14 protein-coding genes and 1 pseudogene are annotated in these 13560 nt (G+C 44.0%); 7 read left to right on the top strand and 8 right to left on the bottom strand.

Going from position 1 to position 13560, the window contains the following annotated elements; genetic code table 11:
* Positions 1–24: 24 nt before the first annotated feature.
* The gene (locus tag AB4482_RS00110) at positions 25–525 is read right to left on the bottom strand and encodes a nuclear transport factor 2 family protein (protein ID WP_372132510.1); all 501 of its coding nucleotides are present in this window, start codon (positions 523–525) and stop codon (positions 25–27) included.
* Between the two features lie 164 nt (positions 526–689).
* On the opposite strand from AB4482_RS00110, the gene AB4482_RS00115 reads away from it, so the two are divergent.
* A complete protein-coding gene (locus tag AB4482_RS00115) occupies positions 690–1574 on the top strand; it encodes a LysR family transcriptional regulator (RefSeq protein ID WP_372180321.1) in 885 nt (294 codons plus the stop codon).
* Here the strand turns inward: AB4482_RS00115 and AB4482_RS00120 are convergent.
* On the bottom strand, positions 1571–2593 hold the full coding sequence (locus tag AB4482_RS00120) for a DUF2955 domain-containing protein (protein WP_372132507.1): 1023 nt from the start codon (positions 2591–2593) through the stop codon (positions 1571–1573). The two genes, AB4482_RS00115 and AB4482_RS00120, sit on opposite strands and share 4 nt — an antisense overlap.
* A gap of 12 nt (positions 2594–2605) precedes the next feature.
* A complete protein-coding gene (locus AB4482_RS00125; RefSeq protein ID WP_102428604.1) occupies positions 2606–3655 on the bottom strand; it encodes an HlyD family secretion protein in 1050 nt (349 codons plus the stop codon).
* A gap of 406 nt (positions 3656–4061) precedes the next feature.
* Here AB4482_RS00125 and AB4482_RS00130 point away from each other — a divergent pair, with 406 nt between their 5' ends.
* Positions 4062–4304, top strand: coding sequence for a hypothetical protein (locus AB4482_RS00130; RefSeq protein ID WP_017059085.1), 243 nt, complete (start codon positions 4062–4064; stop codon positions 4302–4304).
* A gap of 116 nt (positions 4305–4420) precedes the next feature.
* Here AB4482_RS00130 and AB4482_RS00135 read toward each other — a convergent pair whose 3' ends face one another.
* Positions 4421–6232, bottom strand: coding sequence for a PLP-dependent transferase (locus AB4482_RS00135; RefSeq protein WP_372180323.1), 1812 nt, complete (start codon positions 6230–6232; stop codon positions 4421–4423).
* Between the two features lie 142 nt (positions 6233–6374).
* Between AB4482_RS00135 and AB4482_RS00140 the strand changes: the two genes are divergently transcribed.
* The gene (locus AB4482_RS00140; RefSeq protein ID WP_017059083.1) at positions 6375–6830 is read left to right on the top strand and encodes an Lrp/AsnC family transcriptional regulator; all 456 of its coding nucleotides are present in this window, start codon (positions 6375–6377) and stop codon (positions 6828–6830) included.
* Positions 6831–6841: 11 nt separating this feature from the next.
* Here the strand turns inward: AB4482_RS00140 and AB4482_RS00145 are convergent, their stop codons facing one another.
* Positions 6842–7468 carry a type II secretion system protein gene (locus AB4482_RS00145; RefSeq protein WP_372136588.1) on the bottom strand — a complete coding sequence of 209 codons (627 nt, stop codon included), beginning with the start codon at positions 7466–7468 and terminating at the stop codon, positions 6842–6844.
* A gap of 411 nt (positions 7469–7879) precedes the next feature.
* Between AB4482_RS00145 and AB4482_RS00150 the strand changes: the two genes are divergently transcribed.
* The 3 genes from AB4482_RS00150 to AB4482_RS00160 all read left to right on the top strand — a co-directional run bounded on the left by AB4482_RS00150 (position 7880) and on the right by AB4482_RS00160 (position 10801).
* The gene (locus tag AB4482_RS00150; RefSeq protein WP_017059076.1) at positions 7880–8788 is read left to right on the top strand and encodes a dienelactone hydrolase family protein; all 909 of its coding nucleotides are present in this window, start codon (positions 7880–7882) and stop codon (positions 8786–8788) included.
* 331 nt (positions 8789–9119) lie between these two features.
* Complete coding sequence (locus AB4482_RS00155; RefSeq protein WP_017059075.1) at positions 9120–9923, top strand: MetQ/NlpA family ABC transporter substrate-binding protein; 804 nt, start codon at positions 9120–9122, stop codon at positions 9921–9923.
* A gap of 197 nt (positions 9924–10120) precedes the next feature.
* Positions 10121–10801: a haloacid dehalogenase type II gene (locus AB4482_RS00160; RefSeq protein ID WP_017065459.1), complete on the top strand. Its 681-nt coding sequence runs from the start codon at positions 10121–10123 to the stop codon at positions 10799–10801.
* 167 nt (positions 10802–10968) lie between these two features.
* Here AB4482_RS00160 and AB4482_RS00165 read toward each other — a convergent pair whose 3' ends face one another.
* The 3 genes from AB4482_RS00165 to AB4482_RS00175 form a co-directional block, all read right to left on the bottom strand.
* The gene (locus tag AB4482_RS00165; protein WP_372104618.1) at positions 10969–11337 is read right to left on the bottom strand and encodes a hypothetical protein; all 369 of its coding nucleotides are present in this window, start codon (positions 11335–11337) and stop codon (positions 10969–10971) included.
* 15 nt (positions 11338–11352) lie between these two features.
* Positions 11353–12225 carry a patatin-like phospholipase family protein gene (locus tag AB4482_RS00170; protein ID WP_372132534.1) on the bottom strand — a complete coding sequence of 291 codons (873 nt, stop codon included), beginning with the start codon at positions 12223–12225 and terminating at the stop codon, positions 11353–11355.
* Between the two features lie 83 nt (positions 12226–12308).
* On the bottom strand, positions 12309–12647 hold the full coding sequence (locus AB4482_RS00175) for a cytosolic protein (protein ID WP_372180325.1): 339 nt from the start codon (positions 12645–12647) through the stop codon (positions 12309–12311).
* Between the two features lie 509 nt (positions 12648–13156).
* Between AB4482_RS00175 and AB4482_RS00180 the strand changes: the two are divergent.
* A pseudogene (locus tag AB4482_RS00180) lies at positions 13157–13321 on the top strand (DUF3360 family protein); the annotation flags it as partial.
* Between the last annotated feature and the right edge of the window lie 239 nt (positions 13322–13560).

Here is a 13560-nt window from a genome sequence, read left to right on the forward strand (position 1 = left end):
TTACAACCTAATTGGTCACTGTGGTTACTGTTTGGCGTGATAAGCTTTAGATACTGCGTAGCTATCCTCAAACCAGTTCCAACTCTTCACTTTGCCATCTTCAACCTGAACTCGAACCGCCCAGCTGAATTTACCCGTGTCTACACCAGATTCATTCGCAATGGCACTCATGCTGCCCATGAATACTGCTCGGTCGCCGTTTACAAAACTATAGTCTGTTGACCAGCTTGTGACTTTCAAACCTGCGCCAAATAGAGGAAAGAAAGTGTTGAGCACTTTTTCTTTTGACTCCCAGTTACCGATCCAAGGGATGTCGGCGTCACCTTCGTTGTGCCAGACAAAATCATCGGCCATTAATGACTCGAGTTTTGCCATATCACCTGAGCCTGCCGCCCATAAGAATGCTTGAGCCGTTTCTAGTGTCTTTGCTGAATCGACTGCTTTTGTTTCATCTGCAAGGGCTGGAGTGAATTGAAAGAAAGCCAGAAGACTCGCTAGACCGATAAGTAGATTTTTCTTTAACATTTTCTTTCTCCTGATTGTCAATTTTGAAGCTCAATGCGTGGGAGATTAAAAGTGCCATCAGTGCATGCTTTGAACTTCAGTTCTGTTTGTTGCCTTGTTGAGATAACTATAGCTGTGCTAAATTTTTGGTAAACTCACTAATTGAACACGTTGGATATGCGCAAATGCACAACATAAGATGGGATGACCTGCAATATGTTCTAACAGTGGCGAATGAAGGATCCCTGTCGGCCGCGGCAAGAGCACTTGGTGTAAACCACAGCACCGTTTTACGTCGTATTGACACCTTTGAGTATCGTCACAAATTACGAATTTTCCATAAACTTCCTACCGGATACAAACTAACGGTTGAAGGGCAAAAGCTTCTGGAGTCAGCTCTCGCTATCGAATCCACAGTAAGAGAATTGGAGCACAAGGTTTTTGGACAGGAATTGAAGCTAGAAGGTACGCTAAGAATAACGACGACCGATGCGTTATCTCGCCTCATTCTGGGTACTCATTTGGCTGCTTTTCATCGGCTTTATCCAAAAATTCAGTTAGAACTCAGCCTCACATCTCGTCAATTGGATATTTCACACCTAGATGCAGATATCGCGATTCGCCCGGCAAATGAGTTGCCAGCCCATTTAGTTGGGACCAAGTTAAGTAAAATTGCCTTTGGTGTTTACGGATCGCCAGAATATATAAATGGCCTTAAGAGTAAGCACCCCTTAAAGTCTGCATCTTGGTTAATGATGCATAGAGGCAGTGCTTCGCTACAGGTTTCTGAACTGATTTCGGAAGACAAAATTGTCATGAAAGCCGACTCTTTTGAGCCCCTGATCATCGCGGCTGAAAATCAGATGGGGTTAGCCTACTTACCCTGCTTTTTAGGTAACAGTAAGGGAACTCTGCAAAGAGTATCTATGGAAGTGATGCACCAAAATACAGACCTATGGATGATGACTCATAAAGATTTAGAAGATTCAGCCAAAGTAAAAGCATTTTTTAATTTTATGAAAGGCGCAATCAAATCAGACCATAATCGGTTGGCCGGATTTGATTATTAGAGAACGAGTGCCGGCTCTTCACCATTAGACTTACGAACAAAATGACACAAAGCCCACAGCACAAACAAAGTCACAGTCAGCTCCCAAGCGCGTAGGAAGGTACTTTCCAACCCCAAATTACTACTGGTCATGTACAACTGAATCGGCAGCATGGTCGCTAATAACGCATCGGCATGAACGTCTCTGGCTGAACCTTTCGCTTTGGCCATTGATGCGGTGATCATAAAGGCAAATAAACCCAACACTATGGTGTAGTAACCGAATGTAGACTGATGCCCTGCCATCAACAAGGTGAACACCGCGGCTACTGCACAGCCGCCTACTTGAGTTTGAAAACGGCGGTCAACCACGTCGATAAAGCTTTTGTGTGTGGTTTGGGTTGCAGCAGCAATCACTGGCACCATGCAGAACGTTGCAGAGATGATGTCGACAATCATCAAGAATGCCAAACCAAGACCAATCAACGCGAGTGAAATTGCTCTGTTCTCAAATATGACAGGCTGTTCTTTAAATACAGGAGGCTTGCTTCCTTGCTCAACAGGGAACAGAGCCACCATGGTTTTTGCTACTACCATGGTAATCAACATGGATACCAAAATTTCATGAATACGCATCGGCATATCCATGGTGGTATGCTGAGCAAACACCACAATCAAAATCCAGTTGAAGGTTGGCATCAACATTTTACCTTTCTTCGCTGGCGTAGTGGCTCGACGACGCATAAAGTCGAAGAAGAACAGGCTGATGGTCCACACCACAAACGGATGCTGTGAAAATACCTCAGTCACCACCAACGCTGTACTTGCTGCCAATAAAGTGGGTGCCAAGGTACGGATCAGACCAAGCCAAGAGTAATCTTTATTCTTGGTCATGATGATGGTTGGATACAACGCCAGATAAACGGGAGAGTCTAGGTTTAGTAGCTTTCCCAACACCATACAAATCGTCACAGTAAGTGCGACGCGCAGCGCTTCATTACGTTGAGACTGACCCTGTGCAGTGTTTTCGAATGTCCACATAGTCATCTCCTACTAATAGATGTAGCGAAATGTTGAAACCAAGTGAATCCAAGCCGAGCCAATAACGTGCATTATTGGGTTACCGCTTTCAACAATCACACTCGCTCGTGAACCTGAGATCATCGAAGGATCCAGTTCGTTAACTGTAATGCGGGTACGTACTTTCTGTTGCTCACGGATCCAACGCGTATCATTAGTCACGCTAGACAGCTTGCCATTGGCATTATTGGTGTCGTAAATCGCACGCTCTTGGCTACTCACTTCACCCGTAAAGACTTTGCCCGGTAGCGCATCAAAAGAGACCAAAACTTCGCGGCCATTAGTAAGCTTATCAATGCCTTTCTCATTGAAGTCTGCACTGATCCACGCATGAGCTTCGTCCACCAGCAGCAATGATGAAGTGCCTTGAGTGATATAACTGCCCGATTGCAATTGTAAGTTGGTCACGACACCTTCCGTTTGCGCGACGACTTGAGTGTGGCCTAAATCCAGTTCCGCACTGGCAAGTTTTGCTTCTGCTAATTCAATGGCCGCTGTGCGGTCTTGGGTCGATAACTCAACCTCAATGCGTTTCACTTCCGCGTTCGCAGCTTCAACCGCACTACTCGCAACTTGTGTATTGGTGATTGCATCATCAAGATCTTGTTCAGTCGCAAGCCCTTTGTTACGCAGTTTTTGGTTACGTGCGAGTTTCTGTTTCGCGTTGTGATATTCGAATTCTCGTTGGCTTTGTGTTTGTTTCGCTGCTGCTAATTGCTGCCATTTCGCTGAGTCAGAATCACGCGCTTGATGCAGTTCGGCTTGCGCTTGTGCCACTTTCAATTGGTAGCTACTGGCATCGATAGCAAATAATGGTTGACCTTTTTCAACCAACTCGCCATTACTAACCATGACGTCGGTAATTACGCCGGACACTTCTGGCGCAATGGTCGCGACGTTACGATACAAAGTCGCTTGAGTGGTAAAAGGGGAAACATTATCTGAGGTGACTAAAAAAGCGGAGAACAATGCTGCCGCTGAAAAAACAGTGTAAATCGCGTATCTATAAAAGTTTTCGTTCATGCTTGTACCTAGTTTTCATTCGTTATAAAGCGCCGCGCTCACGGCTTATTCGATTCTCTTTTCTACGAAAACTAGGTTATAACCATTCACAAGTGGAAAACAGAGCCAATAAAAGAAGTGAGGATTCCACATTTGGAAAGGTTGATGATTTGTACCGATTTCGCTCAATGGTTGAACGAAAAGGTCAGATAAGGGTGTATTGAAACGTTCGCATTCAGTTCCTCCCCTTTCCTTCCCAGCGTTCAATAAGAGATTGAAGAAGTAAGACCACCCGACTTCATTCCATTGGATTGCTTAATTTTCGCTAGCTTCTTATGGTTAAAATGCCTATTGTACAAACCATAAAATTATAAAGACTCGCGGCCTTTGCCACAGAGACTCTCCATTTAAAGCGAAAAGACTTACTATGAATTTTGATATCAATGCACTGAAACACCACCAACTGGTCGAAGATGGTCAATTAGAAGGGTATTACATTCATCAGCCTGTGCAAGGCAGTCAACCAGATGACAAAGCCGTTTTAGAAGAGCGCCAAGCGCTGGAAAGCCAAGGATATAAGGTGGTTCAGGTTAAAGCGAAAGGCGGAACAACTACGTTTGCCGAGGCTATGCAAGAACTTGCGAAGAAGACAGGCCACCAGCCTAAATAGTAAGTGACTTGGTAAACCAATATGATCATCGAGAAAGCACCCTACCGACTATTGAGTCAGCTGGGTGCTTTTTTATTGACGGCCTTTAACTGACTAATCTTGTTAACTGACCTAAGTTACTGACTCAGCTGACTGAACTTCGGCAAGCTTTTCACAAACTTCTGGTGTACATCCATATAAGTTTGCATATAGATTTCATCGATATTGTCACCACTCGGGAAGCTGGATGAGAAATCTACGTGGTTGCGGTCAATCGACAATTTAGCCGCCTCGACAATATGAGCAATGAACATTCGAGGATCTTCCAAGCCGATAGAGATACGCATTGTCGTCGGTTTGATACCGGCTTCATTGAGCGCTTCATCACTGAGTTCTGAGTGCGTAGTCAGTGCTGGACACAGCGCCACTGTATTGGTTTGCCCTAAACTTACTTGCATGCCGATAGCGGGCTCAAGCATGTCGAAGAACTGTTTGAAGCCATCTCGATTGATTGGCGCACGGTCGCCATTGCCTTCCATATCGATAGTGAAAAGCGCCGCTGGTAGCCCCAAGTACATGTTGTTCTGGCAGTGTTCATAGTTATCACTATCTGGCAAAGCAGGACACGACACATTGATGTCTGGGTGAGCATCAAAGATCTTCGCGAGAGTCAGTGTATTAATCGTTTTTTGCACCACTCGCATCTCATACGTTTTCATACCATTGAGCACTTCAAACGCTTTATCTGCATCTAGGAATGCACCCTTAATGTAGTACACATTCCAAAACAGCGTTTCGTTCCATAGGATTTTGGCCTCATCACCGTTGGGCTTGGTGAAAGTGACCTCCTCTCCTTTTGGAATAAACATGGTCTCGTTGCGGCCAATCACAACTCCAGCGGTTGTGGTGCCAGAACCCGCCAGTTCTTTGGTGTAGGAGTGAATCACATAATCGGGTCTTTCAGCCACATCGTCGCGTTTTAGTACTGGATGCAGCAATGGAGTCCCCACTGTCGAGTCAACAATTACGTCCCAACCACGAGAGTGACCAGCTTTACTAATGCTAGCAACATCCAACACGTATCCATGCGGGTTACACGGTGACTCTAGGTAGACGTAGATTTTCTTACCCGCAGCGATGCGATCTGCGTATTTATGAGCAACCTCATCAAGGCGCGTCGCAAACTCATCACCGGAGTAACCATCCACCCACTCCACCGCGACATTTAGGTTAGACGGTTTCCCAAACCAATCTTCCAACAACTGGTAAGAACCGCCATAGATATTACGTGAAGCCAAGACTATGTCTTCATGTCCAAGTAAATGGCTCAACAATCCATCAATGGCCGCCATACCCGAATTAAAGTTCCATGCGAGGTATTCGTTGGCTCTAGAGCCTGCCTCGATATCAACCATATGGTTAGCCAGTGAAATCGATGTAGGGTTAAGCAGTCGAGAATATATATCGTGCAACGGCTCTTTACCGTTAAACGCATCTTCAATCCATTCTGTACACGCAAACAAATAGGTCGCGGTACGTGTAATCACAGGGCTTGCAGAAAATATAGCAGCGACATTATCGAAAATTGGATACGCACCTTTAGACGCAAAATTACCATTATTGGTGGCAATAGACTGGTAAGTGGCGCGCATTGGGTTTTGCAGATTATCGAGGATCTTAGCGATCTGGAATGACAAAAAACGTTTGGCGTTAAACCAAGCGATTCGGTCACTTTTATCGAGCTCTGAAAGTCCATCAACCGTCAATGCCCAAAGATCGTGTGTCTTGGTATTGGCTTGGTACAGTGTCGTCGCCAGTTCAATCAGCGTGATGCCGTAATCGCTATTTGGGTCGATACCAAAATGCTTTGCTTGCTCAACGGCAAGAGCTTCTGCTTGTTCGTGTTTGGTGGTTTTACGCAGCGGGCTAAGTTGAGTTGAAGTATTCATAATTCCTAAGTCATTCCATGCTTGTTGTTCCTTCTTTAATTTTAGTTTTGGGCAGATGTTAAAAATTGCTATTTGCGAAGTAAGACATACACTTTGAGCAATAATATTGCCAAACTAAATTCAATATTGATGGATTATGCCAATGGACGAGATCGACAAGAAAATACTGGCTGAACTGCAAAACAACGCTCGGCTGTCTAATCAAGAGTTGGCCGATCGAGTAGCACTGTCGCCCTCTCCTTGCTTACGCCGAGTTCGAGCATTAGAGAAACAAGGGATAATTCGTGGTTACCACGCCAGTGTCGACCAAGAAGCGTGTGGCCTGCCAGTCAATGTGTTTGTGTTGGTGAAACTTGAAAAGCCGACAGAAGAGAACATGCGAGACTTTGAGCAGCACATTGAAGTGATTGACGAGGTGTTAGAGTGTTTTCTGATGACGGGCAATCACGACTACCTATTGCATGTAGTCAGTGAATCGCTAAAAAGCTACGAGCAGTTCATCCGTAAACAACTAACTCGCCTGCCTAATATTGCTTCTATTGAATCCAGCTTCGCCTTCGGTCAGGTAAAAACTAAGACCAAGTTGCCAGTGAGGTAATTAGAAACGACTTAATTTGTCTGTGCTGAAGGCATTGGATAATCATCTCCAATCATACAGATAAGAGCGCCACCAAAAGCTTTTTCGTAACGTATTTTTCCTGTCGCATCTGAGCTTTCTATACTCGAACTGCCGTCCACAATCTTATTAATTTCTTGTGCGACTTTTGTTGGTACCAACCAGATACAAGCTGCAACAGAGCAAGTGGATGATGACGATTCGCAACCTGTCTCGGAGCTTCCTCTTATCCAAAGACTATCCTTTTCCTTAAGCAGTAATTGCGTTGCTATGTAATCTGGGTGGTCGATGTACTGATCGCCACCTATCCATGTATCTTCATAAGGTAGGTACGGCCCTTTCCATGTGGATAAGCCCGGATTTGCAATTAAGTGATTGATGTTTAAGTAGCCGAAGTTCGTATCGGTATCGGAAGCAATAGGAGGCAGAGAGCCATTATCACGAGAATATTGCTCCGCTGCATCCAAGACAGTATTCAGTTGCCCGATCAAAAATGTTGCCTCATCGACACGGGAAATACGATTACCGATCTGGTTGTAGATAAAAAATGCGGCAATGAGCATGAGTAAACTAAACGATGCAAGTTTCCATTTTTCTATCTGACGCAAAAGTCTTAACATCTATTTTTTATCTCTCATCAAAACGGTTCTAATAACGCTATGGCTTCCCTTATAAGGAAAGATTATACCAGAGTAAAATCAAGCGTTTTGCATTGAAACTTACTTGTCCATGTCTGCGGAAAATAAGCCTAGCTCTAATGTGCCCAACTTCGATTTAGAGCCTCCCTAAAAACAAACAATCATCACACCCGACTTCACTGACTTAACCCTCAAATCAACCTTGTATTGAATTGCTCCGTAAAACAAACCAAAGCGATGGAAATCGATTCGAAGTGATCGTTTTATCGGACTGTCATCTAATTTTTGTACTTTGATATAACAAATAGCTCAAAAATTATTGAGCGATCGTTCAATTATATCAAATTTTCCACTATAGTTGATTGGTCAAACAACTCACAACAAGGAAAAGTTATGAATCCAAATACCGAATCTCAATCAACGCCGACTCGATCTATCCCTCAAGAAGCATTTGATTGGTACGACGAATATGCACACGGCCTGATTGATCGCAGAGAGTTTATGGCTCGTCTATCTGGGCTAGCTGTACTTGGCTTAACCATGACGACGCTAACTTCTGCACTGATTCCTAATTATGCGCAGGCAGAGCAAGTCTCTTTCAATGACCCTTCCATCAAAGCAACCTACGAGAAGTTTCCTTCACCTAAAGGACACGGCGAAGGCTATGGTTACTTGGTTGTACCCAAAGAGTTAGAGGGCAATGCGCCTGTTGTATTGGTCATTCATGAAAATAGAGGCCTCAATCCATACATAAAGGATGTGGCAAGACGACTCGCAGCGGCGGGGTTTATTGCGTTTGCACCTGATGCACTCTATTCGCTTGGCGGGTATCCAGGTAATGATGATGAAGGTCGAACGATGCAGAAGTCGCTATCAAAAGAGAAAATCGAAGAAGACTTTATCGCAGCGGCAAACTTCTTGAAGTCCCATGAAAAAAGTAACGGTAAGCTAGGCGCAGTCGGTTTCTGCTTCGGTGGCTATATCGTGAATATGTTGGCCGCTGTCATGCCAGAGCAACTCGATGCAGGCGTTCCATTTTATGGTACTCCTGCCGCACCAGATTTAAGAAAAAATGTAAAAGGCCCCTTGCTCATCCAATTTGCGGGAATCGATAAACGCGTGAATGCGACTTGGCCAGATTATGAAGCCGAACTCAAAGAGAACGAAGCAGACTACACAGCTTACATCTATGACGGCGTGAACCATGGCTTCCATAACGATTCAACTGGCCGCTATGCTGAAGAAGAAGCAGAGTTAGCTTGGAAACGTACACTTGAGTTCTTTAACCAAAAGCTTTCTTAATAGTTAGCTTTACTGAACCCGTTTTCTTTAGATTCCGAGTGACTGCCCTATTCCCTACAAAACCCAAAAGGCCTCGCACTCGCGAGGCCTTTGTTGGTCGGTAATCAGTTCCTCCCTTTTCCCATTACCAACAATAGGTTTGAGATGTAAACCAAGGGGGTTAGAAGGGGATTGTCGGTCGAGTCTCACGTACAGAAGCCTCGTTGATTCACTGACTTAACCGCTCATCAATGTAACTTCGCTTCAAACAAACCTATTGACCCGATCGCGCAAATAGATAACATAGATAGCTAGACGTCTACATGTCTTTTATTTATTAAATGGAGTTATCATGAACAGCTACAAAAAAATCACAGCATCCCTGTTGGCATTAGCTTTCGTATTCGGTGTAACAGGATGTGGAAAAAAAGACGAGGCTGTCATCAAGATTGGGGCGACAGTTGGCCCACATGCACAAGTTGTACAAGCTGTTGCCAAAGAAGCAGCAAAGCAAGGGATAAACATTGAACTCGTCGAGTTCTCAGACTATATCACCCCTAACGCAGCATTAGATGATGGAAGTATCCAACTGAACAGTTACCAGCATCAGCCATTCCTCGATAACTTTAATGCCAATCACGATAGCCAGTTAGTTTCTATCGGACGTTCAATTTTGATGCGTATGGGCGTTTACTCGAACAAGTACACTTCGCTTGATTCTATTCCCGAAAACGCTCGAATCGCGATTCCAAACGATCCAACGAATGGCGGGCGTGGACTATTACTGCTTGAAGATGCAGGGCTGATCTCATTAAAAGACAACGCTGGTTTCAACGCGTCTTTAAACGATATTGTTAGCAACCCGAAGAACATTCGATTTGTTGAAGTGGATGCCGCGCAGCTACCCCGCTCTCTTGACGATGTAGATGCTGCTGCAATCACCATGAACTATGTAATGTCGGCTGGACTCGACCCTAAGAAACAAGGCATTTACTTAGAGAAAAAAGACGCACCTTTAGCAGTGATGGTTGTTGCGGCGCGAGAAGAAGACAAAAATAATGAAACGTATAAAAAGATTATCTCAATTTACCACTCACAAGAGATCAATGACTTTTTAGACAGCACTTTCAAAGGCACCATCGAAGCCGCAAATTAAGCTAAATCGTTTCAGATTTGGCGTTGCATGATACTCATAAAGCAACGCCAGATTTGAGTTGGCGGGTTGTCGTTGACGCATTCCAGCTTCTTTTCAAATTAGAGAGCAAAGCTTTAGTTACTTGAATGGAGGTTGAAAACCATATCGTCAGAGCAGATTATGTAAGCATAAAATTCAATTAAATCTGGGGGCTTTGCATGAAAAAAGAAGTGATACTTTTTGATATAAACGAAACGGTTTTAAATTTGGAGTCATTACAGCCTAAATTTAAAGCGGTGTTTGGAAAGGAGGATGCATTATCACTTTGGTTTTCAAAGCTTTTACACTCTTCAACGGTTTGCATCGCAACAAACGTAAAATCTACTTTTTCTGAATTAGCGAATGCAGCGCTCAACGCTATTGCACAACGGTACAAGTGTGATTTAACGGCGGAAAGCAAAGGTGCCTTGTTAACTTCTTTTGCCAATCTACCACCGCACACAGATATCAAAGCGTCTTTGCTCAAATTGCGCGAGAACGGGTTTAAAACCGTCGCTTTTTCCAACTCATCCCTCGATCTCATCACTTCTCAAATCAAGAACTCAGGCTTAGAAGATTATTTCGACACCGTCATTTCCGTTGAAGAAACAGGCAGTTTCAAACCCAATTCAGATGTGTATAACTTTGCAGCCGAAACTTTAAAAGAGCCTGTCGAAAACCTTCGTCTTGTCGCTACTCATGATTGGGACACTCATGGTGCGCTATCCGCTGGCTTACAAGCAGCCTATATAGACCGAACAGGAGTTGAGTATCATTCCTTGTATTTGAAACCGGAGATTAGCTCAAGGACGATGAATGGTGTGGTGGAACAAATAATTAAGCACAATTTAGACAAGTAAAATCTCAAGAGACTTTTCTACTCCTGATTCGATACAACCACCCTGTAGTGGTCAACAAATTCCGGACACTGACTTAACCGCTTTGATCAACCTTGTGTTGAACTGCTCTGGTTATAGAGACGCTGTCGGTTACCTAAAAACTGCAGTTACCTAGCAACAAATATAAGCTAGAAACTACTGTAAGAATGAGGAACGCGTTTGTCTTCATCCCAGCCTAATAACTCAATATTGGTCAATGACTTGCGCTTCTCGTTACACAGTGAAGCGATATTGATGATAGGCAGTTGGCTACGAAACTGCGCGGTAAGTATTACCTTTTTACTTTCACTCAGGCTGCTTCGACATTGCGCTAAAACCGCTTCAGTATCTAGTTGGTGTGCGTTCTCGATAATTTGGATATCAGCATTCTCTTGATAGCAATCTATCAACCAAGATACAGCAGGCTCTTCTATGCTGGTGAGCACGATGACATCTTTTGTTGTGACCAATTCTTTGAGTTCAGATAGTTTGAGTTCAGTTTCCATAAATACCCTCATTCAGCTGAAAATACATTAAAGTCGGTTGCCCAGTTTAGCCTGTGCCAAATGGTAACCTCTGTCTATCATCTCTTGTGAGCGATCGAACTCTAAGGTGCCACAAGCATTACGTGGGATCTCAAGCGTAATATCGGCGGGATAAGCGGCCAGCTTCTGGCGAGCAATGGTCGATTGCATCGCATCAAACGCTTGGTTGGCAATGTCGTAAGCAGCAAAATTGAAGCTCATTTTACTTTTTACACTGTTACCGAGATTATCGATAAAGTGAACAACCTTCTCATGCAGGTTACTCTCTTTTGTTGGTAGGGAAACCGGTATCACTTCCTGTTGAAGCATTTCGGGTTCACCACCTAAGTTCACAGCCAGAGTAAAGTCTGTCTTATCACTAAAGGTAGGCGCAATCGGTACGGGATTGAGCACTCCGCCATCAATCAGCACTTCACCATTAATGACATGTGGAGTGAAGAACAGTGGCAAAGAGATGGAGGCGCGAATGGCATCAAACAGAGAACCGGATTGCAGCCAAACCTCTTTTTCTTCGGCGACGTTGGCAGCAACTGCGGTATAAGGGATAGGCAGATCTTCAATTGAAATCTCGCCGATCAGCCCACGCAGTGTGTCGATGATCTTGTCCCCTTTGAACATACCACTCGACTGCCATGAAAAGTCCAACAACATCGCCATATCACCTTGATCGATACTGGTGACCCACTCTTCAAATTCATCCAACTTGCCCGCAGCGTAGACACCACCGATAAGTGCGCCAATTGAACAGCCAGAAATGGATTTTATCTGATAGCCATGCTCAATTAACCAGCGGATGACTCCAACGTGAACCAAGCCTCTTGCGCCACCACTGCCAAGTACCAATGAGATCGTTTTTGCCATCATATTAATCCTTTAGTTTTAAATTCTAGGTGGGCTAACTCGCCGATTTACCAATTCGCCGATCTCAACTCACTGAATCACTCTCAGTCCATACGGGTAATGAAGGTTTGCTCGTCATCGACAAAAGCCACGTAGTCGCCGTGATAGATAAAAACCCGACCACGCCCTTCAACGATACACGCAAGCTGTGGGTTCAAATCTTCTTCAATATCTCTACTTTGAAAAGTGCCGGTATCGGTGATCACACCGCGGAGTTTAGGCAAAAATCCATAGCTACGCTTGGCTTGATCAATCAGGCTCAATTCACTGGTGGTAGAGAAGTAAGCTGGGATGGGACCAGCATCTTCGATAAACATCGGTTTTAGTTCTTCAAAAGCTGTAATCACCAGCCAGTCGATGCCGTTTACGTGATGGATAAACATTGTTTATAAATACCTAGTTTCTCGATAGTTCTGATGCGGAGATTCTAACACTATCAGGGGCCAAACGTAGGAGAAATTGAGTTACTAGAGACAATCCCTACCCCTGCCTATCACCCAATATATCCAGCATAAAACCGGACCAGATAGTCACTATCAAATCACACCAGAACGCAACCAAGCATGCAGCCAAACGTAAGTCGTTGGACTTTTTTCTGGGCCTTTAGAGTCGAACCATTTGTTGTTGAAAGTGACTTTGTTATTCCTGAAATCAAGAGCCTACCAATAAACAGACACATACTATCTACAGGGTCTAATACTAGTCGTCCGACTCTACGACTAATGTCTAACCGACTGAGTCTATTTGTTTTTTTTGGTTTGGTATAAGGTACTAACAACTAAATGTTAATGAATTTTTAATTATAAGTTGACGCATTGTTTACACTTCATGCCGTGAGTCAACAACGTTTGTTGGAATAACACACCTCAGAGTGTGAACGAAAGGAATCAAAATGAGCACTACTTTAGAGTCCGCACATATACAAACAGAGAAGCCTCAAGCCAATGAGGATGAACTCACCTATGAACAACAACATAAACCAAGATCGGAATTTGATTCCCGAGAACAGTATTTAGAACATGAATTACAAATCATGTCGCCTAAGCGCTGGCGTCCAACTTCATTAGACCAGTACAATAGACAAACCGTTTATCGACATCTTTAAAAGCTTGTAATGAACTTGAGCCGATACAATCTCGCTGTAAGCCATGCTCTATAGCCTCGTACCAGAGTGCTTGAAGTGTAGTGGATGATTGATTTTGGCCCGCAGATTAGAGGTTTTGCAATACTTCAGGTAATTCGTGAAAAGCTAATTTAGGATAATCACTGCAAACTTTTGTCCATTTCCTTCCAACT

The organism is Vibrio sp. 10N.222.55.C7, assembly GCF_041473335.1.
GTDB lineage: Bacteria > Pseudomonadota > Gammaproteobacteria > Enterobacterales > Vibrionaceae > Vibrio > Vibrio crassostreae_C.

What these genes read in the sequence shown, in the direction of transcription:
- AB4482_RS00110 (WP_372132510.1), bottom strand. Translation starts at nt 525, where the DNA reads ATGTTAAAGAAAAATCTACTTATCGGTCTAGCGAGTCTTCTGGCTTTC.
- AB4482_RS00115 (WP_372180321.1), top strand. Translation starts at nt 690, where the DNA reads ATGCACAACATAAGATGGGATGACCTGCAATATGTTCTAACAGTGGCG.
- AB4482_RS00120 (WP_372132507.1), bottom strand. Translation starts at nt 2,593, where the DNA reads ATGTGGACATTCGAAAACACTGCACAGGGTCAGTCTCAACGTAATGAA.
- AB4482_RS00125 (WP_102428604.1), bottom strand. Translation starts at nt 3,655, where the DNA reads ATGAACGAAAACTTTTATAGATACGCGATTTACACTGTTTTTTCAGCG.
- AB4482_RS00130 (WP_017059085.1), top strand. Translation starts at nt 4,062, where the DNA reads ATGAATTTTGATATCAATGCACTGAAACACCACCAACTGGTCGAAGAT.
- AB4482_RS00135 (WP_372180323.1), bottom strand. Translation starts at nt 6,232, where the DNA reads ATGAATACTTCAACTCAACTTAGCCCGCTGCGTAAAACCACCAAACAC.
- AB4482_RS00140 (WP_017059083.1), top strand. Translation starts at nt 6,375, where the DNA reads ATGGACGAGATCGACAAGAAAATACTGGCTGAACTGCAAAACAACGCT.
- AB4482_RS00145 (WP_372136588.1), bottom strand. Translation starts at nt 7,468, where the DNA reads ATGTTAAGACTTTTGCGTCAGATAGAAAAATGGAAACTTGCATCGTTT.
- AB4482_RS00150 (WP_017059076.1), top strand. Translation starts at nt 7,880, where the DNA reads ATGAATCCAAATACCGAATCTCAATCAACGCCGACTCGATCTATCCCT.
- AB4482_RS00155 (WP_017059075.1), top strand. Translation starts at nt 9,120, where the DNA reads ATGAACAGCTACAAAAAAATCACAGCATCCCTGTTGGCATTAGCTTTC.
- AB4482_RS00160 (WP_017065459.1), top strand. Translation starts at nt 10,121, where the DNA reads ATGAAAAAAGAAGTGATACTTTTTGATATAAACGAAACGGTTTTAAAT.
- AB4482_RS00165 (WP_372104618.1), bottom strand. Translation starts at nt 11,337, where the DNA reads ATGAGGGTATTTATGGAAACTGAACTCAAACTATCTGAACTCAAAGAA.
- AB4482_RS00170 (WP_372132534.1), bottom strand. Translation starts at nt 12,225, where the DNA reads ATGGCAAAAACGATCTCATTGGTACTTGGCAGTGGTGGCGCAAGAGGC.
- AB4482_RS00175 (WP_372180325.1), bottom strand. Translation starts at nt 12,647, where the DNA reads ATGTTTATCCATCACGTAAACGGCATCGACTGGCTGGTGATTACAGCT.